At 27.2% G+C, this 20,651-nt stretch carries 20 protein-coding genes, 3 tRNA genes and 1 pseudogene; 4 read left to right on the top strand and 20 right to left on the bottom strand.

What is annotated here, in order from left to right:
* Positions 1–45 precede the first annotated feature (45 nt).
* From recQ to L6653_RS00750, 8 genes are all read right to left on the bottom strand, one after another.
* Positions 46–1,833, bottom strand: coding sequence for a DNA helicase RecQ (gene recQ / locus L6653_RS00785; protein WP_236784956.1), 1,788 nt, complete (start codon positions 1,831–1,833; stop codon positions 46–48).
* Between the two features lie 40 nt (positions 1,834–1,873).
* Positions 1,874–2,860 (bottom strand): DUF4097 family beta strand repeat-containing protein, encoded by a 987-nt coding sequence (locus L6653_RS00780; RefSeq protein ID WP_236784954.1) that lies wholly within the window; start codon positions 2,858–2,860, stop codon positions 1,874–1,876.
* Positions 2,861–2,881: 21 nt separating this feature from the next.
* A complete protein-coding gene (gene truA / locus L6653_RS00775) occupies positions 2,882–3,640 on the bottom strand; it encodes a tRNA pseudouridine(38-40) synthase TruA (protein ID WP_236784952.1) in 759 nt (252 codons plus the stop codon).
* Entirely contained in the window at positions 3,637–4,431 is a 795-nt protein-coding gene (locus L6653_RS00770) for an energy-coupling factor transporter transmembrane component T family protein (protein WP_236784950.1), read from the bottom strand. Before L6653_RS00770 ends, truA begins: the two co-directional genes overlap by 4 nt.
* Entirely contained in the window at positions 4,424–5,281 is an 858-nt protein-coding gene (locus L6653_RS00765) for an energy-coupling factor transporter ATPase (RefSeq protein ID WP_236784948.1), read from the bottom strand. Before L6653_RS00765 ends, L6653_RS00770 begins: the two co-directional genes overlap by 8 nt.
* Positions 5,278–6,108 (bottom strand): energy-coupling factor transporter ATPase, encoded by an 831-nt coding sequence (locus L6653_RS00760; RefSeq protein ID WP_236784946.1) that lies wholly within the window; start codon positions 6,106–6,108, stop codon positions 5,278–5,280. The genes L6653_RS00765 and L6653_RS00760 overlap by 4 nt, the downstream gene beginning before the upstream one ends.
* Before the next feature lie 89 nt (positions 6,109–6,197).
* Entirely contained in the window at positions 6,198–7,616 is a 1,419-nt protein-coding gene (locus L6653_RS00755) for a L,D-transpeptidase family protein (protein WP_236784944.1), read from the bottom strand.
* 28 nt (positions 7,617–7,644) lie between these two features.
* Positions 7,645–8,787: a THUMP domain-containing class I SAM-dependent RNA methyltransferase gene (locus L6653_RS00750; protein ID WP_236784942.1), complete on the bottom strand. Its 1,143-nt coding sequence runs from the start codon at positions 8,785–8,787 to the stop codon at positions 7,645–7,647.
* A gap of 110 nt (positions 8,788–8,897) precedes the next feature.
* Here L6653_RS00750 and L6653_RS00745 point away from each other — a divergent pair, with 110 nt between their 5' ends.
* Positions 8,898–9,257, top strand: coding sequence for a desulfoferrodoxin family protein (locus L6653_RS00745; RefSeq protein ID WP_058990773.1), 360 nt, complete (start codon positions 8,898–8,900; stop codon positions 9,255–9,257).
* Between the two features lie 54 nt (positions 9,258–9,311).
* On the opposite strand, the gene L6653_RS00740 is transcribed toward L6653_RS00745, so the two are convergent.
* Positions 9,312–10,166, bottom strand: coding sequence for a DegV family protein (locus L6653_RS00740; protein WP_236784940.1), 855 nt, complete (start codon positions 10,164–10,166; stop codon positions 9,312–9,314).
* A 5-nt stretch (positions 10,167–10,171) separates the two neighbouring features.
* The gene (locus tag L6653_RS00735) at positions 10,172–10,945 is read right to left on the bottom strand and encodes an MBL fold metallo-hydrolase (RefSeq protein WP_236784938.1); all 774 of its coding nucleotides are present in this window, start codon (positions 10,943–10,945) and stop codon (positions 10,172–10,174) included.
* Positions 10,946–11,047: 102 nt separating this feature from the next.
* On the opposite strand from L6653_RS00735, the gene L6653_RS00730 reads away from it, so the two are divergent.
* Both L6653_RS00730 and L6653_RS00725 read left to right on the top strand, forming a co-directional pair.
* On the top strand, positions 11,048–11,524 hold the full coding sequence (locus L6653_RS00730; protein ID WP_236784936.1) for a YbaK/EbsC family protein: 477 nt from the start codon (positions 11,048–11,050) through the stop codon (positions 11,522–11,524).
* Positions 11,521–12,213 carry a hypothetical protein gene (locus tag L6653_RS00725; RefSeq protein ID WP_236784934.1) on the top strand — a complete coding sequence of 231 codons (693 nt, stop codon included), beginning with the start codon at positions 11,521–11,523 and terminating at the stop codon, positions 12,211–12,213. The genes L6653_RS00730 and L6653_RS00725 overlap by 4 nt, the downstream gene beginning before the upstream one ends.
* 25 nt (positions 12,214–12,238) lie before the next feature.
* Here the strand turns inward: L6653_RS00725 and L6653_RS00720 are convergent, their stop codons facing one another.
* The 7 genes and pseudogenes from L6653_RS00720 to L6653_RS00690 form a co-directional block, all read right to left on the bottom strand.
* On the bottom strand, positions 12,239–13,138 hold the full coding sequence (locus tag L6653_RS00720) for a DMT family transporter (protein ID WP_236784932.1): 900 nt from the start codon (positions 13,136–13,138) through the stop codon (positions 12,239–12,241).
* Between the two features lie 7 nt (positions 13,139–13,145).
* Positions 13,146–14,012, bottom strand: a complete 867-nt coding sequence (locus L6653_RS00715; RefSeq protein ID WP_236784931.1) for a DegV family protein — start codon at positions 14,010–14,012, stop codon at positions 13,146–13,148.
* An 8-nt stretch (positions 14,013–14,020) separates the two neighbouring features.
* Complete coding sequence (gene hisS / locus L6653_RS00710; protein WP_236784929.1) at positions 14,021–15,319, bottom strand: histidine--tRNA ligase; 1,299 nt, start codon at positions 15,317–15,319, stop codon at positions 14,021–14,023.
* A 120-nt stretch (positions 15,320–15,439) separates the two neighbouring features.
* A pseudogene (locus L6653_RS00705) lies at positions 15,440–16,005 on the bottom strand (DUF6873 family GME fold protein).
* Positions 16,006–16,054: 49 nt separating this feature from the next.
* A tRNA-Cys gene (locus tag L6653_RS00700) sits at positions 16,055–16,128 on the bottom strand.
* Positions 16,129–16,131: 3 nt separating this feature from the next.
* Positions 16,132–16,206 (bottom strand) — tRNA-Gly (locus L6653_RS00695).
* A gap of 6 nt (positions 16,207–16,212) precedes the next feature.
* Positions 16,213–16,288 (bottom strand) — tRNA-Phe (locus L6653_RS00690).
* A 318-nt stretch (positions 16,289–16,606) separates the two neighbouring features.
* Here L6653_RS00690 and L6653_RS00685 point away from each other — a divergent pair.
* Positions 16,607–16,987, top strand: coding sequence for a VOC family protein (locus tag L6653_RS00685; RefSeq protein WP_236784926.1), 381 nt, complete (start codon positions 16,607–16,609; stop codon positions 16,985–16,987).
* Positions 16,988–17,037: 50 nt separating this feature from the next.
* On the opposite strand, the gene rlmH is transcribed toward L6653_RS00685, so the two are convergent.
* The 3 genes from rlmH to L6653_RS00670 all read right to left on the bottom strand — a co-directional run bounded on the left by rlmH (position 17,038) and on the right by L6653_RS00670 (position 20,533).
* On the bottom strand, positions 17,038–17,520 hold the full coding sequence (gene rlmH / locus L6653_RS00680; RefSeq protein ID WP_236784924.1) for a 23S rRNA (pseudouridine(1915)-N(3))-methyltransferase RlmH: 483 nt from the start codon (positions 17,518–17,520) through the stop codon (positions 17,038–17,040).
* Entirely contained in the window at positions 17,517–18,149 is a 633-nt protein-coding gene (gene trmB, locus L6653_RS00675; protein WP_236784923.1) for a tRNA (guanosine(46)-N7)-methyltransferase TrmB, read from the bottom strand. Before trmB ends, rlmH begins: the two co-directional genes overlap by 4 nt.
* A gap of 101 nt (positions 18,150–18,250) precedes the next feature.
* A complete protein-coding gene (locus tag L6653_RS00670; protein ID WP_236784921.1) occupies positions 18,251–20,533 on the bottom strand; it encodes a metallophosphoesterase family protein in 2,283 nt (760 codons plus the stop codon).
* Between the last annotated feature and the right edge of the window lie 118 nt (positions 20,534–20,651).

Below are 20,651 nucleotides of genomic sequence, written 5' to 3'. Positions count from 1 at the left end.
ACTCTTGCAAAATTTTACCTATGATTTTGCAAGAGTCTTATTTTTTTAATTTTCAAATTCTATAATTTTACCAATAAAAAATTTTCCGTATTGCTTTAATTTCTTTTCCCCTACTCCCTTTATTCTTAAAAAATCTTCTTCGTTTTTTGGCTTTAGCCTTGCCATGTCAATCAAAGAAGCATCTGAGAAGACTATAAATGGAGGAATATTTCTTTTTTTGGAAATTTCTAATCTTAATTTTTTCAAATTATTGAATAAATCTTTGTCATAATCAGAATTTCCATTGAACTTATCAATTTTTTCTTTAATGTTATCTTCTTTTAAATCTCTAATGAAAACTTTCTTATTTTCAAACAAAACTTCCTTTGATTTTTCATTTAACTTTAAAATTGGATATTTTAGGCCGGAAACTTTTATATAACCATCTGCAACCAATACTCCAATCAAATCCTTTATATATTTGGCATTATTTTCTTTCATAATTCCAAAAGTTGAGACAGCTTCTAAATTTTTTTCTCTAGAATTTTTATTATTTGATCCTTTTAAGCAATCAACTATAGTTGAAGTTCCATATCTTTGATCAAGTCTATAAATGCAAGATAAAACTTTTTGGCTATCAATACTTGCATCTATTTTTTCATAATCATCTATACAATTTGAGCAATTATTGCAATTTTCTTCTGCTTCTTGACCAAAATATTCCAAAATAAAGGCCCTCAAACACTTATTAGTATTAACATAATTTATAATTGTTTGAAGTTTTTCAAGTTTTACAAATTGATAAGATCTGTTAGGAGATTGAGAAATTAAATATTTATTTATAACTATATCTTGAGTAGAATAAAGTAAAATTGCATCAGATTTTTCTCCATCTCTTCCTGCCCTGCCTGCCTCTTGGTAGTAAGATTCCATATCTTTTGGCATATTCATATGAATTACATATCTTACATCAGACTTATCAATTCCCATCCCAAAAGCATTTGTGGCAACAATTATATTTTTTCTATCATAAATAAAATCTTCTTGATTTTTCTTTTTTTCCTTATCGCTAAGGCCTGCATGGTAAAAAGTTACATTATAAGATAATTTTTTTAAATACCTATTGCAAGCTTCAACCCTTTTTCTTGTTGAAGCATAAATTATTCCTGATAAATCTTTTTTATCTTCTAAATATGATGAAATAAAGGCCATTTTGTCCTTGGGTTTTCTAACTTCAAACAATAAATTTTCCCTATCAAAACCAGTAACCTTTACAAAAGGATCAGATAATTTCAAATTTTTTATTATGTCTTCTCTTACAGATTTAGTTGCTGTAGCAGTAAAAGCTGCAACTTGAATTTTTTTATCAAAAAGATTATAAATTTGTGGAATTAATTTATAAGAAGGTCTGAAATCATGCCCCCATTGAGAAATACAATGAGCTTCATCTACTGCTATAAAGGAGATATTTACTTCCTTAATAAAATCTATAAAAAATTCATTTTCAAGTCTTTCTGGGGAAATATATAAAATTTTAATTTCATTTCTTTTAATTTTTCTTAGAGTTTCAGTGTAAGTTTTAATGTCTTGACTTGAATTAATAAACTCAGCACTGATCCCATTTTCCTTTAAAGAATCAACTTGATCTTTCATTAGAGAAATTAAAGGAGAAATTACTAGACAAATTCCATCAAGCATTAATGCTGGAAGTTGATAGCAAATAGATTTTCCTCCACCAGTTGGCAAAACTCCAAGCGTATCTTTTCCATTAATAATATTTTCAATTAATTCCTCTTGACCTTTTCTAAAAGAATCAAAACCAAAATATTTTTTCAAACTTTTTAAAGTATCCATATCCTACCTTTTTCTAAAAAAAATAATTAAGCTTAAAAACTTAATTATTTTCATCAATCGTATTAATATTGTCTTCATTTGAATCAGAATTTTCATTTGAATCCGGACTAGAAACATTGATAAATTCTTCTTCCTTTATTGCATTTTCATCACTTTGATTAAATAAAATATCTCCAACATTTGTTCTAAGATCAAGTGATTTCTTTTTATTTTTTCCGCTTGTATAGCCATCAATAATATTCCTATAAGAAACATTGCCCAAAACAAAATTTCCTACATCCAATCTTGCATTAATATTAAAAGATTTTATAGGGTCTTTTGTTTTTATTATTATATCTCCATTTTGACTTTGCATCTTCTCATCCGCTAAAAGCTTTGTATCTGTGATAATAATATTTCCTGTTTTTGTATTTAAATCAGAATTTTTAAGCTCAGATTTTTTTACAAGAATAGATCCCGCATTATTTTCTACAGTTCCAGAAATTTTAGAATTTTCAAAACTTACATTTCCACTTTCCAAATTAAAATCTACATCATCAGAAACTAGCTTTGTAACTTTAACATCTCCCGCTCCAAGCTTTAATTTTATACTGTCAATTTTCTTGTTTTTTGGCAAAAATATCCTTACAATTTGAATTTTATTTTTCATATAAAGTTCTTTTCCCTTTATATCTGAAGATAATTTCAAATTTCCATCTTTATATTTACTCTTTACTTCATAAGAATAATCATCTTTATAAAGATTTGTATATTCTACATAAGGATTTGTAGAAGATTCTTGAATTCTTACATCGCAAGTTTTTAAATCTAAATTTATAGTTTTTAATTCATCAAGGTCAACTCTCATAATCTTTGAAGAATTATAAGAATTTTCATTAATTTCCTTAGAGGACTTGCCCTCTTTATTGGAAAAATCAATATTTTTTGATAAAAAGAAAATCAAAGCCAAAACAATTATGGCAAAAAATCCTATAGCTATTTGCTTTTTATCAAGTTTAAAGCTATTATTTTTTTTATTTTTACTCATTTAACTCTCCCATAATAATAACTAACTTTTTAAATTGCTATAGTCAATACTTTCAAGATATAGCCCCCCAGCCTTTAAAGTTGGATTGGCTCTTTTGGTATTATTTTCATTAAAATAATATTTAAAATCTTCAAGACTAATTTTTCCACGACTTAGCTCAATCAATGAACCCGCCATAATTCTAACCTGATTATGTAGAAAACTTTCAGCCTTAAAATATAAATATAAGCTATTTTCATTCAAAACAAAGTAGCAATCGTCAATCTTTCTTATTGTATTTATTATATCATTTTTTTCACTGAGCATAAAGGCTCTAAAATCATGCTCGCCTTTTAAAACATCCATTCCTTTTTGAAGCTTATCAAAATCAAGTTTATAGGTTACATGTTCCATATAATTTCTATAAATTGGATGAAGAATTTTTTCCAAGGAAATCACATATTTATAGGTTTTTGTTTTCACAGAAAATCTTGCATGAAAATTTTTATCAACTTTTTTTGAAGATAAGGCCAAAATATCATCTGGCAAAAATTTTTTTAGATGAAAATGAAATTTATCAGCTCTTATATTTTTTGCAGTTAAAAAATTTATATACATTTCATTTGCATGGACTCCACTGTCAGTTCTTCCACTTGCAATAATCCTATTTTCTTCACCAGTAACTTTTCTAATTGCATTTTCTAATTCTTTTTGAACAGTTCTCCTATCATTTTGAACTTGAAATCCCTCAAATAAAGACCCATCATACTGGATCTTTAATAAAATATTTTGAATTGTCATATGAAAAAATTAATAATAACTACAGCACAAAATAAAATAAAAAGAATCAAAACTATATAATCAATTTTTGTCATTTTTATTTCATTGAGCCTTGTTCTTTCCCTACCAATCCTATAAAGCCTTGCTTCCATTGCAGTTGCAAGATCATCACTTCTTTTAAATGAATTTATAAAAAGTGGAACCAATAGAGGAATCATATTTTTCGCCCTATTTATAATATTTCCAGATTCAAAATCTGCTCCCCTTGCCATTTGAGCCATTTTTATTCTTTGGGCTTCTTCAAAAAGAGTTGGAATAAATCTTAAAGAAATTGAAACCATCATAGCAAGTTCTCCTGCCGGAAATCCAAATCTTTTTAAAGGAGAAAATAATTTTTCCAAGCCATCTGTAAGTTCCATTGGGGAAGTTGTAAAAGTTAAAACAGAAGTTGAAACAACTATCATAATAATTCTTACAAACATAAAAATAGTTTTATAAAGTCCCTCATATGTTGCAGTAAGTGAAAAAATAGTAAAAAGTGTTTTTCCACTTGTTGTAAATAAATTTATAAGACCAGTTATAAGCAAAATCCAAATTAAAGGTTTTATACTTCTAATTAATGATTTTACAGGAATTTTTCCTACAATAATCATTCCAATTAGTAAAATTACAAAGGGAATGTAGCCTACAAAAGTTTGAACAAAAAATATGGTAATTATAAAAAGTAAGGATGCAATTAATTTTACTCTTGGATCTAATTTGTGAATAAAGGTATCATATGGTAAATATTGACCTATAGCTATATTATTCATTCTTAGCCTCCAAATATTTTTTTAATTCAACGACAGCATCTTTTACTGTGTAAATATCATCCCTAACATCTGCGCCCTTTTCTTTTAAGGCTTTCATAAATTTTGTAACTTGTGGAATATCAAGCCCAATTGATAATAAATCTGTTTTTGTAAAGGTATCATAAGTTGACTTATCGGAAAAAACTTCTCCCTTATTCATGACAATAACCCTATCAACATATTTTGCCACATCTTCCATAGAGTGTGAAACCAAAACAATTGTAAGTTCTGGATCATCGTCATAAAGTTTTAAAATTTCTCCAAAAATATCATCTCTTCCCTTTGGATCAATTCCAGCTGTAAGCTCATCCAAAACCAAAACTTTTGGGTTCATGGAAATAATTCCACAAACTGCAACTCTTCTTTGTTGACCTCCAGATAATTCAAATGGAGATTTATTGGCTATCTTTTCATAATCAAGACCAACAGCTTCCATAGAATTTTTCACTCTCTTTTGAATTTCTTCATCATCAAGTCCCATATTTTTTGGACCAAATGCAATATCTTTATGAACAGTTTCTTCAAACAATTGATTTTCTGGATATTGGAAAACAAGTCCTACCTTAAATCTTATATCTCTTCTAGTTTTTTTATCTTTTGTATTTACTCCATCTACAAAAACATCACCATTTGTAGGAATAAGTAAACCATTTAAAAGCTGAACTAAAGTTGATTTTCCAGATCCTGTTTGACCAATCAAACCAATTATTTCGTGCTTATTAATCTCTAAATTAATATTTTTTAGAGCATAGTTTTCTTCTTCACTATCTTCATTATATATATAATCAACATTTTTTAGTTCAATTTTCATACTAGCTCCAAAAATTCTTCTATATTTAAAGGTAACTTTTCAAAATTATAACCCTCTTTTTCAAGTTCATAGGCAATTTCTGTAACTTGAGGAACTGTAAGTCCCAAATCTTTCATCTCTTTTACCTTTGAAAAAACTTCTCTAGCACTTCCCTCAAGAGCTTTTTCTCCCTTATTTAAAACAATTATCCTATCAGCAAGGGCAGCTTCTTCCATATAATGAGTAATGTGAACAACTGTTTTTTTATATTTTTTATTTAATGTATGAATAATTTCCATAACATCATTTCTTCCTTGAGGATCTAGCATTGCTGTTGGTTCATCAAAAATAATACAATCTGATAGCATAGCTATAACTCCTGCAATAGAAACTCTTTGTTTTTGTCCACCGGAAAGAGCAGAAGGAGATCTTTTTTTATAATTTTCCATACCGACAAGCTTAATTGCCTCATCTACCCTTTCTCTAAGTTCAGGATTTTTGACTTGTAAATTTTCTGGACCAAAGGCCACTTCGTTTTCTACAGTTGTCGCTACCATTTGGTTATCTGGATTTTGAAAAACCATTGAACATTTTTCTCTTATGTCCCAAATTTTTTTCTCATCTTTTGTATTCATTCCGCAAATCAAAATATCTCCTTTAGTTGGAAATATTTGTCCATTTAAAAGTTTTGCAAGAGTCGATTTTCCTGAACCATTATGGCCTAAAATCGCCACAAATTCTCCTTCTTTAATAGATAAATTTAAATTATTTAAAGCTTGTGTGGATTTAATTTCATTTTCTTCTGAATTATCTTTATAAGAAAAATTTAAATTTTCAATTTTAATCAATTTTTCTTCCTTTCAATTAGTAAATATAAAAAGGTACTGTTACAAAACGAATAAATTATTCATAGTTTTGCAACAGCCCCTTTTAAAAATTAATATAACATATTTGGTGAATTATTTGTTGATGATTCATAGACAACAACTGGAGTATTAAAATCTATAACTGAGTATAATTTTGCGGCTTGGTCTGGCGGCATATTTATACATCCATTTGACCCTGAATACATATAATAATTTGAACCAAAAGTACTTCTCCATCCAGCATCGTGGAGTCCTTCACCATCCCATCCTATAGGCATCCAATATTTTACGGGAACTGAATACTTGCTTCCATCAAAGTTATCTCCCTTCAATTTTTTGTTAGTTTCTTTTGAAAGAATTGAACCTACACCCACATTTGTAAATCCTTTTTGAGAAACATCTCCCGTAACTACAGGCGTAGAAAGTAGAAGCTCACCATTTTGATAATACCATAATTGCTGTCTTGAAATATCCACTTCAACATAGGTATCTTTCAAATCAGATCCATCATCGTATCTTGCAAATCCTTCTTTTTCATATATTGGATCAATATTTGCTGATTTTTTTTGATCAAATGATTTTAAGACAGAATTAATGGTTTCTTCTTGGTTCATAATAAAACCATATACTCCAGGATTTACTGTGATTTCACCAAGATCAGTCGCCTTAAATTTCCTATTTTTGCCGTAAGTATCTGTTTCTTCTGCCATTTTTGAAACAAATTGGGCAAGCTTATCATAATTTAAAGTTAATTTTCCATCTTTGAAATCAATCATATCAGCCAAAGTTTTACCTTCAATTTTATAATCAAAGCCTTTAATATTAAATTTATAAGATAATTTTAAAGCCTCATTTGCTTCTTTTAGTGCTTTTTGCAAGTTTTTATTATCTGAATAAACTTTTGGACGTTCATAAAATTTTTCATCCATTTCTATATTAGAATTTCTGGTTTTTATTGCAGAAACTAACTCTTTTTTTAATTTATTATATTTAATCTTGTTTCCTTCAACTTCTTTATCAATTTTAAATTCTTGTCCATCAAATTCTAATTTTGCGTCTTTAGGTTCAATAACCTTGTTCATAAAACTTGAATTTTTTATAATATTATCAAGTTTACCTTCATCAAAGTTTACCTTGTAATCGAAATCAAAATTTTCTTTTGTCAAAAAACTAATTGGCCATTTTAAAGGATTTTGATCAAGGCTTGCTCCTTTTGGAATATTTGCCTTGTAATCAACATCTTTTGAGTTAAATGATAATTCCTTATCATCTAATCCCTTAAATTTTATATCAAAATCTCCTACACTTTCACCAATTACTGATTCTTTTGGAGCAAATGAGACATTCTTCCCATTCACATGAGTATTTGGCAAGCAAACAAAGGAAAACAAAACTGTTCCTATTATATATATTCCTACTACAATTCCACCGATTGTAATCCATATTTTATTTGATTTTTTGTTTGTTTCGTTACTATTAATAATAAACACCTCCTAGTAGCTGTAATTATAGTACCACTTAAATCTTAACTTTTCTATCTTTTTTTGGTCTTTTACCAAAATATTGGTAGAGGTCAACTTTTTCTCCCCCATTATATAATTTTCTCTTTTTTGATAACTTTCTTTTAATATTTTTATCAATTTTTTCATCTGATGAAATTATAAACATTGACCAAGTATCCAAAGTCTTAAACTTATCATCTATCATTTTCGAGATTTTTTCCTTGTCAAATCTTGATAATCTTTCTCCATATGGTGGGTTTGATATAAAAATTCCAAAATTATCTTTTAAATTTATTTCTCTAAAATCTTTATTCAAAAAAGTGATATCTTCATAAACTCCAGCATTTAAAGCATTATTTTTTGCAAGATCAATTGCTTTTTTTGATAGGTCTGAGCCTAAAATATTTATTTTTTTATTATAGTCGATTTTTTCATAGGCTTCTTTTTTTATTTTTTCAAATCTTTTTTTATCGTAAAATTTAAAAGATGTAAAATCAAAATCCCTATCAAGACCTGGAGCTATATTTCTTTCTTTTCTTGCAGCTTCGATTAAAATAGTTCCTGATCCACAAAAACCATCGAACAAAAACCTATCATCTCTATAAAAAGATAAATCTATTAGAGCAGCTGCCAAATTTTCTCTCAAAGGAGCTTTCACACTGCCCTCCCTGTAGCCTCTTTTGTGAAGACCATCTCCCGATGTGTCAAGGCAAACTGAAACTATATTTTTTTCAATCATTATTTCAATTTGAACGCGAGCTCCTGTTTTTTTAAAAGTTGAAATTTTATATTTTCTTTTTAAGGAATCAACTATAGCCTTTTCGCTTATTGATTGGATTGAAGGAAGTGAGAATAATTTTGATTTGTAAGTCCTTGCATTTATAATGAAATTATCGTCAATTGATAAAAAATCAAACCAATCTATTTTATTTATATTTTCAAATAATTCTTCAAAGCTTTTAGCCTCAAATGATGCAATTTCTAAAAACACCCTATCTGCTTCTCTTAAATTTAAATTTAAATAACCAACATCATCCAAATTTCCATTTAAAATTATTTTTCCATTTAAAACTTCAAAATCTTTATAATTTTCTTCTTGTAATTGTCTTTTTATTAAGCTTTCTAAACCAAAACTTGTTGTAATAATAATTTTTTCCATAACAATTATATTATAACAAATTTGAAGCCTTAAAAAAACTTTTATATTTTTGTTATTTTTTTTTGCCTATGGGTATCAAATAAGTGTAGATAAAAATTTAGGAGGATTTTATGTTATTAACACAAACTGTTCAATCAGGCGATTGGAAAAATGAAAAACACGTACCAGAATTAGAATATAAAGAACTTGGTGAAGGAAAATATGAAGTTTCTGCTTTTGTTGGAAAAGAAATTGCTCACCCAAATACTTTAGAGCATCATATTGCTTGGATTAAAGTATTCTTTATTCCAGAAGGAGAAAAATTACCTGTAGAAATTGCAAATTATAATTTCTCAGCTCACGGTGAAAGTGAAATTTATACAACTCCAAAAGCTGTTGGTGAATTTAAATCTGACAAAAAAGGTACTTTATTTGCACTAAGTTATTGCAATATCCATGGCCTTTGGGAAAATTCTTTAGAAATTAAATAAGATTAAAAATTTTCACTTAAAAAGACGAGAAAAAAATTCTCGTCTTTTTGTTTATTAATCAATAGGTAAAAATCCAAAGCCAAATAAACCTGGTCCTGTATTTGCTCCAAGACTTGGAGCTATTTGTGATGATAAAAATAGGCTAGATTTTTCCTTAAAATCTTTTAATTTTTCTTCCAAAATTTCAGAGCCTTTTTTGTATCCACCATTTGAAATTATCATGTAATATTTGTCAAATTTTCCCAAGTATTCGTTTGCGATTTTTTCCATTTCTTTTATAACTTTTTTCTCGCCCCTGCAAGTTTTTACTATGTGATATTTACCATCAGTTGGATCACATAAAACTATGGGTTTTATATTTAAAAGTTCTCCAACTTTTCCAAAAGCTTTAGGAACTCTTCCTCCTGCAATTATATATTTAAATGTGTCTATAGTAAAAAATATTTTTGATTCTTTTTTCTTTTCTTCTACCATTTCCACTATTTTTTCAAATTCAAACCTTTTTTCTATTAAATCTTTGGCATAAATTGCAAGTAAACCTGTTGTAAGGGCAACTGACCTAGAATCAATAACTTTTATATCAAGTCCCTCATAATCCATTTGTGAACATAAATTGAAAAATCCTGTGAAATTTTTGGATATGGTAATTATTATTAATTTTTCATATCCATCATTTTTTATTTCATTTAATTTTTCTTCTAACTCGCCTGGTGATGGGATAGAAGTTTTTGGCAATTTTTCATTTTTTCTTATCCAATCATAAAATTCTTCTGGTTTTAAATCTACTTGTTCTTTATAAAATTTCCCATCTAAATTTACATAAAATGGCATCAAATAAATGCCAAATTCCTTAGCTTTTTCTAAATCTATATCTGACCCAGAATCTACTAATACTGCTATTTTCTCCATCTTACCTAATCCTTTATATCTACAATAATTTTTTGACCCTTATCTATAATTGGTCTAAATACAGTTTCTTTTAATTTTATTTCCCTCGCAAATTTCAAGCTGATTTTTTCATGATCTCCACTGTGAATTGGAAACATAAGTTGAGGTTTTACGGTGTCTGCAAAAATTTTTGGACCCTTATAATAATTTTCGCCCAACCTATAATCAACTGGAAAGAAAGCTATATCTATCGGTTCATTTTTTATTTTTTCTATTTGGTCGATAAAAGCATAATACTCTTTTTTTACACTTTTGTCATCATAATCTTCCCAAGCCCAATAATTTAAATCTCCTGCATGAAAAATTTCTATTCCATCTATATATAAAATTATGGAAATTCCCTCATCAGTTGAGCCAAAAGTTTTTATAGAAATTTTCCTTCCTTTAATATTAATTTCCTTAAATTGGTAAGGGTCAACAAGATATACATTTTTTGAATTATATAAAGATTTCAATTGGTCCATGCCCAATTTATTTTCTTTTATATAAATAATATTGTCATCACTTTCCAAGTGTGCGATATCACTTGATAAAATATAAGTATAATTTTTCATATTAGGAATTTTTAAAATTTCTGAAGTGTAGTGGTCGGAATGTCCATGACTTGCAACAAAAATCACTTTTTTATCTTCAGGTATATTTAAAACTCCCTTATAATAATCAAATATAATAAAATAATCCCCTATCTCAACACTATAGCAGGAATGATAAATATAAGTTATTATAATTTTTTCAATCATCCAAATTCTCCTAATTTCTTATAAGTTAAGTATACCCAAAATTGATAAATATTAATGATTTTTTGTAATTTTCTGGTAATATTAAAAAAGAAAGGAGCTAGTATGGGAAAAGTTAAAACAAATGCAATGAGAATTTTAGAAAATAAAAATATTGATTATGAAGAAATAGAGTATGACTTGGGCGGAGAATTTAAATCAGCAGTGGATGCTGGTAAAAAATCTCACGTCGATTTAAATAAAATGTATAAAACTATAGCTACAATTTCAAAAGATAAGGAAATTATAATTTATTTGGTAAGATCTTATGATTCAATCGATATGAAAAAAGCAGCTAAAGTTGCAGGTGTTAAAAGCATTTCAATTCTTCCAACCAAAAATTTAAAATCTAAAGTAGGCTATCAAAGAGGTGAAACGACTCCTCTTGCCATGAAAAAAGATTATCCAGTTTTTATTGATGATAGCGCAAAAGATCTTGATAAAATGATTGTTTCTGGTGGAAAATGTGGAGTTAGTTTAAAATTAAATCCATTTGACTTGGCAGATGCTGTAAATGGAAAATTTGAAAATATAAGGCAATGATTGTAAAAATTTTTAAAAATAATAAATTATACCAATACCAAGCAACAGACGTTTTTGACCTAGATAATAAATTAAAAAATAAGGATTTCTCTAAATTAGAAAAAATAGATGAAAAAGAAAAAATAATATTAAATTTTAAAAATGATAAAGAAAATGAGACTTTGAGACTTTTAGTAATTTTATCTCCGATTTTTATAACAATTTTTGATAATTCTACATCTCTTGAATTTTTTAGGGAAAATTTAGAAAAATCTAATTTTGAATATGGACTTTATCCTAATTTTTTTGAAGATTTTTCAAAAGAGAAATACTTTGAATTTTACAAAAATCATGAAAAATTTGAAGATATAATTTTAAATGAGGATGAAAGTATTGATTTTACACTAAATATTCTTGAGGATAAGTATATTTTGGCTCTCGTTTCAATGATTGAAGTTATTTTTTCTAAATATAATAGAAAAAATTTAATAAGATATTTTAAAGAAATTCGAAATGATATAGTAATAAATGGAAGAAGGTCAATTCTTGCAAATGATATCTATGCCTTTTACTTGTCAAAATATTTAGTAAATTGGGCACTAGACCTTATGATAATTGCAAGATACAAAGATAAAAAAAGATATTTTTATATAGAAGAAATCTATAAACTCACTAACAATTTAAAAAGACCAACAAAAAAGATAGTTTAGAAAATTTTTCCTAAACTATCTTTTTTTATTTTTTTCCTTTCATTAAGACCAAAGATCCTGTCAATACTAAAATCAAGCTCAAAAACAATCTTATTGTAAAAACTTCGCCCAAAATTATTACTGATAAAATTGATCCAAATATTGGTATAAATAATTTGAACACTCCAAATTGGTTTGCACTGTGGTTTTGTAAAACAATAGTCCAAATTGTAAATGAAGTCGCTGTAATAAAGGCCCCATAAAAAAGCATTATAAAAGCTTTTAAATTTATATGAATTGGGTTTATAAGTAAAATTTTACCTAGAATGATTAAAGGCAAGGACCCCAAAAATAAAGCCATTCCATTCAAAATATATGGATTTGATCCTTTGGAATATTTTCTAAGTAAAACTGAGGCAAGTGCATTTATAAAAGTTGAAGTGAAAATAAATCCTTCTCCGCTTAATTTAAATCCACTTCCCATTTTTTGATTTGAATTTACTAAAATAATTCCAGCTGTTCCAATTATTAAAGCAAGGATTGTATTTGAAGTAATTTTATCTTCAGGAAGTAAAATAAGTGAAATTATTACAATCATAAAGGAATTTGATGCTTGAATAATTGATGATTTTACTCCACTTGTGTTTGATAAGCCTATATAATAGAAAAAATATTGCAAAAAAGTTTGAAGTATTGCAAGAACTATCACCAATTTTAAGTTTACACTTTTAAATGAAATCTTATTTTTCCCAAAAATTTTCGCATAAAAAAATGCCAAAATTCCCGCCATAAAAAACCTAATTCCTGCAATATAAACCTTGGCAAAGGTGTCATAAGATTTAACATCCAAAACTACATAAGTAGATTTAATAAGGGGGATTGCACTCCCCCATAAAAACATTGCTATTAAAGAAAAAATCACTGCATTTTTTTTATTTTTTAGCATATTTCTCCTATCTTTTTTCTCCAAAATATGATAAAGAATACATACCAGGTCCAACGTGAGATCCAATCAAAGATCCAATTGGAGCAAGGCTTACTTTAGCATTTGGATATTTTTCTTCAACCATTTCTTTTAATTTTTTTGCATTTTCATCAAAATATGCATAGCCTATAAGGACTTCTTCTGATAATTCTGGGTCCCAATTTTTTTGGAAATTTTTAAATAAAACTTTTATAGCTCTTTTGGTTCCTCTTTCAAGTTTTAAAACTTCAAGTGATCCATCATCTGTAATGTGAATAACTGGTTTTACTTTCAAAAAATTACCTATATCGGCACTAGTTTTTGAAATTCTTCCGCCCTTATAAAGATATTTAAGACTTTCAACCCCAAATTGTGAAACCATATATTTTGAATTTTCTTCTATAAAAGAACCTATTTGGTCAATGTCTTTTCCTTCTTCTTGCATTTTTACAATAATTTGGCACAAAAGACCTGCACCAGTTGATGCTTGTTTTATATTATAAATATAAATTTTTCTATCTGGATATTTATTTTCTAAAATTTCTTTTGCTTTTTGAGCATTTTCAAAAGTTCCTGATAAAGCATCGCTTAAACCTATATAAAAAATATCTTTTCCATCTTTTAAAACTTCTTCAAAATATTTTTCAAATGAAGCCAAGTTTACTTGACTTGTTGATACATTTTTGTCCTCTAACATAAATTCATAATATTTATTTAAATTTTCCAAATCTGTGCCTATAATTTCATAGACCTCATCTTCCATATTTGATTGCATGGGAACTATGATTATGTTTGAAGATTTTATAAAATCAACATTCATATCACTAGAACCATCTGTAATTATTCTAAATGTCATAACTCTCCTTAAATATAAGCGGAAATTTCTTCAATTTTTACGCTAACTTGATTTCCATCTTCCATATTTTTTACAGAAACCATTTTATTTTCAAATTCTTCTTGACCAATGATTAAAACTTTTTTTACACCAATTTTATCAGCATAATTAATTTTTTTCTTAAATTTACCATCTTCAAGATATATATCTACTTTATACCCCTGATTTTTTAAATTATTTGCTATTTCAATAGCATAGAAATTTAATTTTTCATCCATTGGAATAACCAAGCAATCTGTAAATTTATTCCTATATTTATCTACAAGACCAAGTTCTTGGAATTGATAAAATAATCTAGTTAGTCCAATTGAAAGACCTACTCCTGGAAGATTTTGTTTAGAGAAATTTCCAGCAAGATTTTCATATCTTCCACCAGAACACACGCTTCCAATGGATTCGTATCCATTTAAAAATGTTTCATAAACTGTAGAAGTATAATAATCAAGACCACGAGTAATGGATAAATCAATCATAATTGACTTATCATCAATTCCAAATTTAATCATATAATCATAAATTTCTCTTAATTCCCTTAGACCTGTTTTATAATTTTCATTTAAGTCCAAAGATTCAAGATAGGTCAAAAGTTCTTCATTTTCTCTCTTATTATTAATTAATTCCATTAATTTTAAAGCTTTTTCTTCACCGCAAAGATCTGTCAAAAGCTCTTTTGTTTTTTCATCACCAATTTTTGCTTTTTTATCAATAGTTCTTAAAACTTCTTCCTTATCAGAAATTTCAATTGATTCAAAAAATCCGTTCAATAATTTTCTATTGTTGATGTGAAATTTAAGACCATCAAAATCAAGTTTTTGAAAAATATCATAAATTACCTTTGGTAAAAGTGCATCGTTGTGAATTGAAAGAGAATTATTTCCAATAATATCAATATCACATTGGTAAAATTCCTTATATCTTCCTTTTTGATTTCTTTCTCCCCTATAAACTTTTGCAATTTGATATCTTTTAAAAGGGAAATTCAAATCAGAAAAATGTTCAGATACATATCTTGCAAGAGGAACTGTCAAATCAAATCTCAAAGACATGTCCTTTTTTGATGAGTCTATTCCAAAAATTTGCTTTTCAGTTTCGCCGCCACCTTTGGCAAATAAAATATCATTTTTTTCAATAGCTGGCGTATCAATAGGCAAAAATTGATAAGATAAAAAAGTCTCTTCAATAATATTTTTTATATAATCAAAAACTAATTGGTCCTCTGGCAAAAGTTCCATTACGCCTGCAATTGTTTGTGGTTTTACTATATTCATTCTAATCTCCTAATCATATCCATATAAGATCAGTATCTATTAAATTAGTGTCTGGATATAATAAATTTAAATTTTCTTTATCTACTATATTTTTAATTATATCATATGAATTTAATCTTTCTATATTTCCATTAAATAATAAGGTTTTCTCTCAATTTTTCCAAAACATCCTCCTAAAAATCCCGTATCAAAACCGTCAAGAGAAATTTTTCTTCTTTTAATAAAGTTATTGGAAGAATATTTTTTAATTTTTTAAAAATTCCCATATCAGAAGTCAAAAGATTTTCATTAAAAACAAGCATAGAACATCTTGTGTATCCTTGTTTAATAAACAAGTGTTCGATATTTTTTTCTTTAAAATATAATTTTATATGTTTTTCTGTAAAATCATTGTGGATATAATAATTTTTAAATTTTACAATATTATAAAGGGCGTCGTAAGGATATTTTTTTGAAACTTCATCGCCCTTGATTACATTAATATTTTTCAGATTTTTTTTATAATAATCATAGACATTTTTATCAACAATTATATTTTCATCATCTAATTTAAAAATCGACAAATCCGGATGATCTGAAATTCTTTTATCAAGATTTGGGTTGTCAATTGTTTTTAAATATTTAATTTTTTTAGAATCTAAAAAATCTGTAAATTCTTTTTTAGATTTGTGACTAATAATTAACATAATTCTCCTTAAATTTAGGTACAAAAAAAGTCCTCAAAGAGGACAAATTTGGAGGCGCCACCCAGATTTGAACTGGGGATAAAGGTGTTGCAGACCTCTGCCTTACCACTTGGCTATGGCGCCATATGGAGCGGAAGACGGGATTCGAACCCGCGACCCTCGCCTTGGCAAGGCGATACTCTACCACTGAGCCACTTCCGCACTTTCTGGTGCCCAGAGGCGGAATCGAACCACCGACACGGGGATTTTCAGTCCCCTGCTCTACCGACTGAGCTATCTGGGCAAACACTACTTTTATAGTATAAGATAAATTCTATTTCTTGTCAAATTTTTTTAATAATTTTAACAAAAATTTAAATTATTTTTTCAAAAGATTGCAAAATGAATTATACCTGATAAATTTATTTTAGCAAATTAAAAAAATTTCAAAAAAAGAGCCTTGCAAAAAAAATTAGTAGTTTTGCAAAGCCCTGGTCATAAGATTGCGAAATTTCTTATCCATTATTTATATACCCTGGCTGAAATTTATCTTGTAAAATATTGGTAAAATTTATTTTTAAATTTTTGGGTATAAATTTAATAGAGAAATTTAGGAGGTATTATGAAATTTAAATCAATTCACACATGCATATACACAGACAACGACAAAGAAAGTATAAAGTTTTATGAAGATGCATTAAATATGCACATAACAAGAAGAAAAGATTATGATGAAGATGAATTTTCTTTAATTTATATGGCAACAGAAGATGGAGCTTATGAACTTGAATTAACTTTCAACCATGACGGAAGAAAATATGAACACGGATCTTATTATGGACACATGGCATTTAAAACAAAAGAATTTGAAAAAGCCTATGAACTTCACAAAAAAATGGGAGTTGTAAGTCAAGAAATTGGCGGACTTTCTGACGGTTCTGATAAATTTTATTTTATAAAAGATCCTCAAGGCTTTTCTATAGAAATAATTGAAGAAAAATAATAATTATTTGATAATTTATACTTTTAAAAAACGAACCTTTTTAGGTCCGTTTATTTGTGATAAGGTTCATTATTTATAATTTTATATGCCCTATAAATTTGTTCTATTAAAATTAATCTCATTAATTTATGGGGAAAGGTCATTTTTGAAAATGATAATTTATAATCTGCCTTATCACTTATTTTTTTTGATAAACCATTTGATCCTCCGATTATAAACACTAAATCTTTACCCATGCCGTAGGTCATTTGATCTTTTATTAGTTTTGAAAATTTTTCTGATGATAGACTTTTTCCTTCAATTTCAAGGCTAATTATATATGAATTTTCTTTTATTTTTTTTAAAATCCTATCAGCTTCCCTTTCTTTTACTATTTCTAGTTCTTTTTCTGATAAATTTTCTGGAGCTTTTTCGTCATTTACTTCAAATATTTTTAATTTTACATAGGGTTTTAATCTTTTTTCATACTCACTTATGGCATCTTTAAAATATTTTTCCTTGATTTTTCCAACGCTTACTATCGATATATTCATTTATTAAATCTCGCTTTTATATAATAAATTGGCATTTTTTTGTTTCTAAATTTTCTTTCATATTCGCTTATATATTTGCTTTTTTCTTCTGACAAATTTTCGTTTATTTCAATAATATCCATAGAAAAATCTTCAAAATATTTAACTGATTCTTCAAATAATTCTTTATTGTCTGTCTTTAATTCCAAAATCGCATTGTCTTTAATTATATTTTTATACCTATTTAAAAATCTTTCATGACTTAATCTTCTTTTGTGGTGGCGTCTTTTTGGCCACGGAGTTGAAAAATTTAAATAGATTCTTGAAATTTCTTCATTTTCAAAAATTTCTTCCAAATTTTCAGCATCTGCAATAAGACCCCTAACATTTGTGAGTTCATTTTCTTTCATTTTTCTACTGGAAACTACAAAGGCATTAGTATTTACTTCAAGTCCTATAAAATTTTTTTCTTTTTTATCTTTTGCAATGTCAATTAAAAAATCTCCTCTGCCTGATCCAATTTCCAAATATATATCATTTTCATTTCCAAAAATTTCTTTCCATTTCCCCTTATTTTCTTTTCCACCAAAAAATATCTGAGGATTTTCTTTCATTTCCGGAATTGCATTTTCTTTAAATCTTAATCTCATTTTTTATCCTTTCTATTAAGTAATAGTTTACAAAATATTTTGAATATAAACAAGAAAAACCCAAAATCCTATTTTGGACTTTGGGTTTTGGGCTTTAAAAATTATTTTCTTTTAATTTTAAATAATCCAACAAGAGAAAGACATAAGCTTATAAATATTGTGCTTAAAGATTTTACTCCTGTTTCTACATTTGTAGATTTTGTGTAAATTTTATTTAGGCCTTTATTTTCAAAGTCAGAATCTTTTTTAGAGTTTTCTGCTTTTACTTTTTTGCCCTTCAATTTACTTTTATTTGATGATCCATTTTCAGTTTTTGATTTTTGGTCATCGTTTTTATTTTTATTTTCTTTTTCATTATCATTAATTTCATTTTGATTTGTTTTTGGAGTTTCTTTAGCAAATGACACTTCGCTAAGTCTTGTCTTTAAAACTTCAACTGCACTATCAACTTCTTCTTGACTTGCATTTTTATCGTTTAAAATTCTAACTGCATTTTCTAGGGCAATATTGTAAGTTTCAATGTTTTTATCTTCTAATACTACTTTTTTGCCCATAATGTTTTCTATATATTTTTCCAATTTTGAGTAATCTGTATTATTTTTTTCAAAATCTGGATTTGAAATTTTCTCATCAGTCTTATTAATTGTGTAAGTATCTACAACTTTTCCATCTTGATCCATTGTCACAATTTTAAATTGATTTTTTGAAAATGTTAAATGTGAAAATAATTGACTTCTATCATCAAGTGATCTATTTACAAACCATTGGTCTTCTCCGATTGGATTGTAAAATTTTGCACCTGCTGACGCTGACATTGTTAAAAATAAAGTTCCTTTTGGATTTGTAACTTGGTTTTTGCCATAATCAATTCCGATTCCATCAACTATAACTTTTCCATTTGGATAAATTTTATTGTTAAAAGTTTCTGAAAAACTGTCTTTAATTTCTGCATTTGGATCGTTCAAATCTGTTCCATAGGCATCTTTGAAATCTAAAGTTTTTTCTCCAGCAAGCATATGTTTTGTTCTTGTATAAATATGATCGTGACCATTTAAAACTACATCAATATTGTTGTTATTAAATATTTTTACAAGTTCATTTCTTCTTTGTAAAATATCATCATCAGTAGTGTGAGTCGCTGTAGAATATGGTGCGTGATGGAAGGATACAACTTTCCATGAAAATTTTGATCCTCTTTTTTCTTCAGCTTGTTTTATAGCTTCTTTTATAAATTCTTCATGTTCTTTTGAATTATTTACATTTGAATTTAAATTTAAGAAAAGTGTATCTCCATAAGAGTACCAAAAATCTCCAGGTATATAAGTTCTTGTTCCATCTTCATTTTCTTTTGAAATTGAGCCTAATTCTGATTCATTTGCTAGATAAAAATGGTCAGAAAAAACTGTATTTTGTAAACTTGAATCATTTTTATCGATATAGGTTTCGTGATTTCCTATTACTGATGAGAAAATTTTTTCTTTAAATAAATCATTATCAAAGAAATAATCATATTCTCCTTCATAACCAGCGATTTCTACATTATCTCCCATTGACAAATAAAAATTAGGATCGAGCTCTTGAGCTTTTTTCAAAGTTTTTGCAAAATCAGCCTTATCTTGGTCAACTTTTGCTTGGGTGTTTTTATTTAAACCATGTTTATCCCAAACACTATCTCCTGATCCCATTTGAGGATCGCCCAAATAAACTAAAGAAAATTCATTATTTTTTCCAAGAGCCTTAGTTCTTAAAGTAAAAATATCACTTTTATAACCATCATTTGTAATATAATAATCATAATTTTCACCAGGTTTTATTTGAACAATTGAAGTATAAGTTGAATAACCATTAGAATCGCCAGTTTTTCTTGCCCTAGTTGCTTTATATTCCTTATTATTAAAAATTAATTTGCTATTTTCATTTACTTCACCTTTACCAAACCAGGTTACAGCTACTTCATTTTCATTTTGACCAGGGTTTATTGTAATATCTTTTATTGGAGTATCAATGGCTTTTAAATTATTATTTGCATATGATCCATTTTTCTTGCCATATTCTCCCTTCGTTTGATCTAATTTTTCTTTTACTTTTGAATCAATATTTCCTACATTCTTATCTTCACCAAAACTTTCTCTTTCAGTTTCAGTTGCCCTATTAAATTTATTTGTTCCATCAGATTCTCTAGTATTTTTTTCATTTTTTGGGAAAGTTACTTCATCATCTTTTGGAATATCAGCTATATTATCTTTTCCATCTTGATTTTGTTTTTCAGTAATTTCTACATTTGTACTGGTATCATCGCTTGCAAAAGATATATTTTCTGGAAAAATTGTAGTAGTCGCACTTGCAATTAATAAAGCCAAAATTAATTTATTTTTGTTTTTCATTATTTCCTCCAAAATTTTTCTTGTTCTGTAAATAATATAGCGAATTTTTATTAAAAAATTTATAATATTTTGTAATAATTATGTATAATTTATTTAATATTATTACAAAGGTTACAAT

The sequence above is a fragment of the Anaerococcus ihuae genome (assembly GCF_928368155.1).
In the GTDB taxonomy this organism is placed as follows: domain Bacteria; phylum Bacillota; class Clostridia; order Tissierellales; family Peptoniphilaceae; genus Anaerococcus; species Anaerococcus ihuae.
Note: the sequence above shows the minus strand (reverse complement) of the source record. Positions and strands in the feature narration are given on the sequence as shown.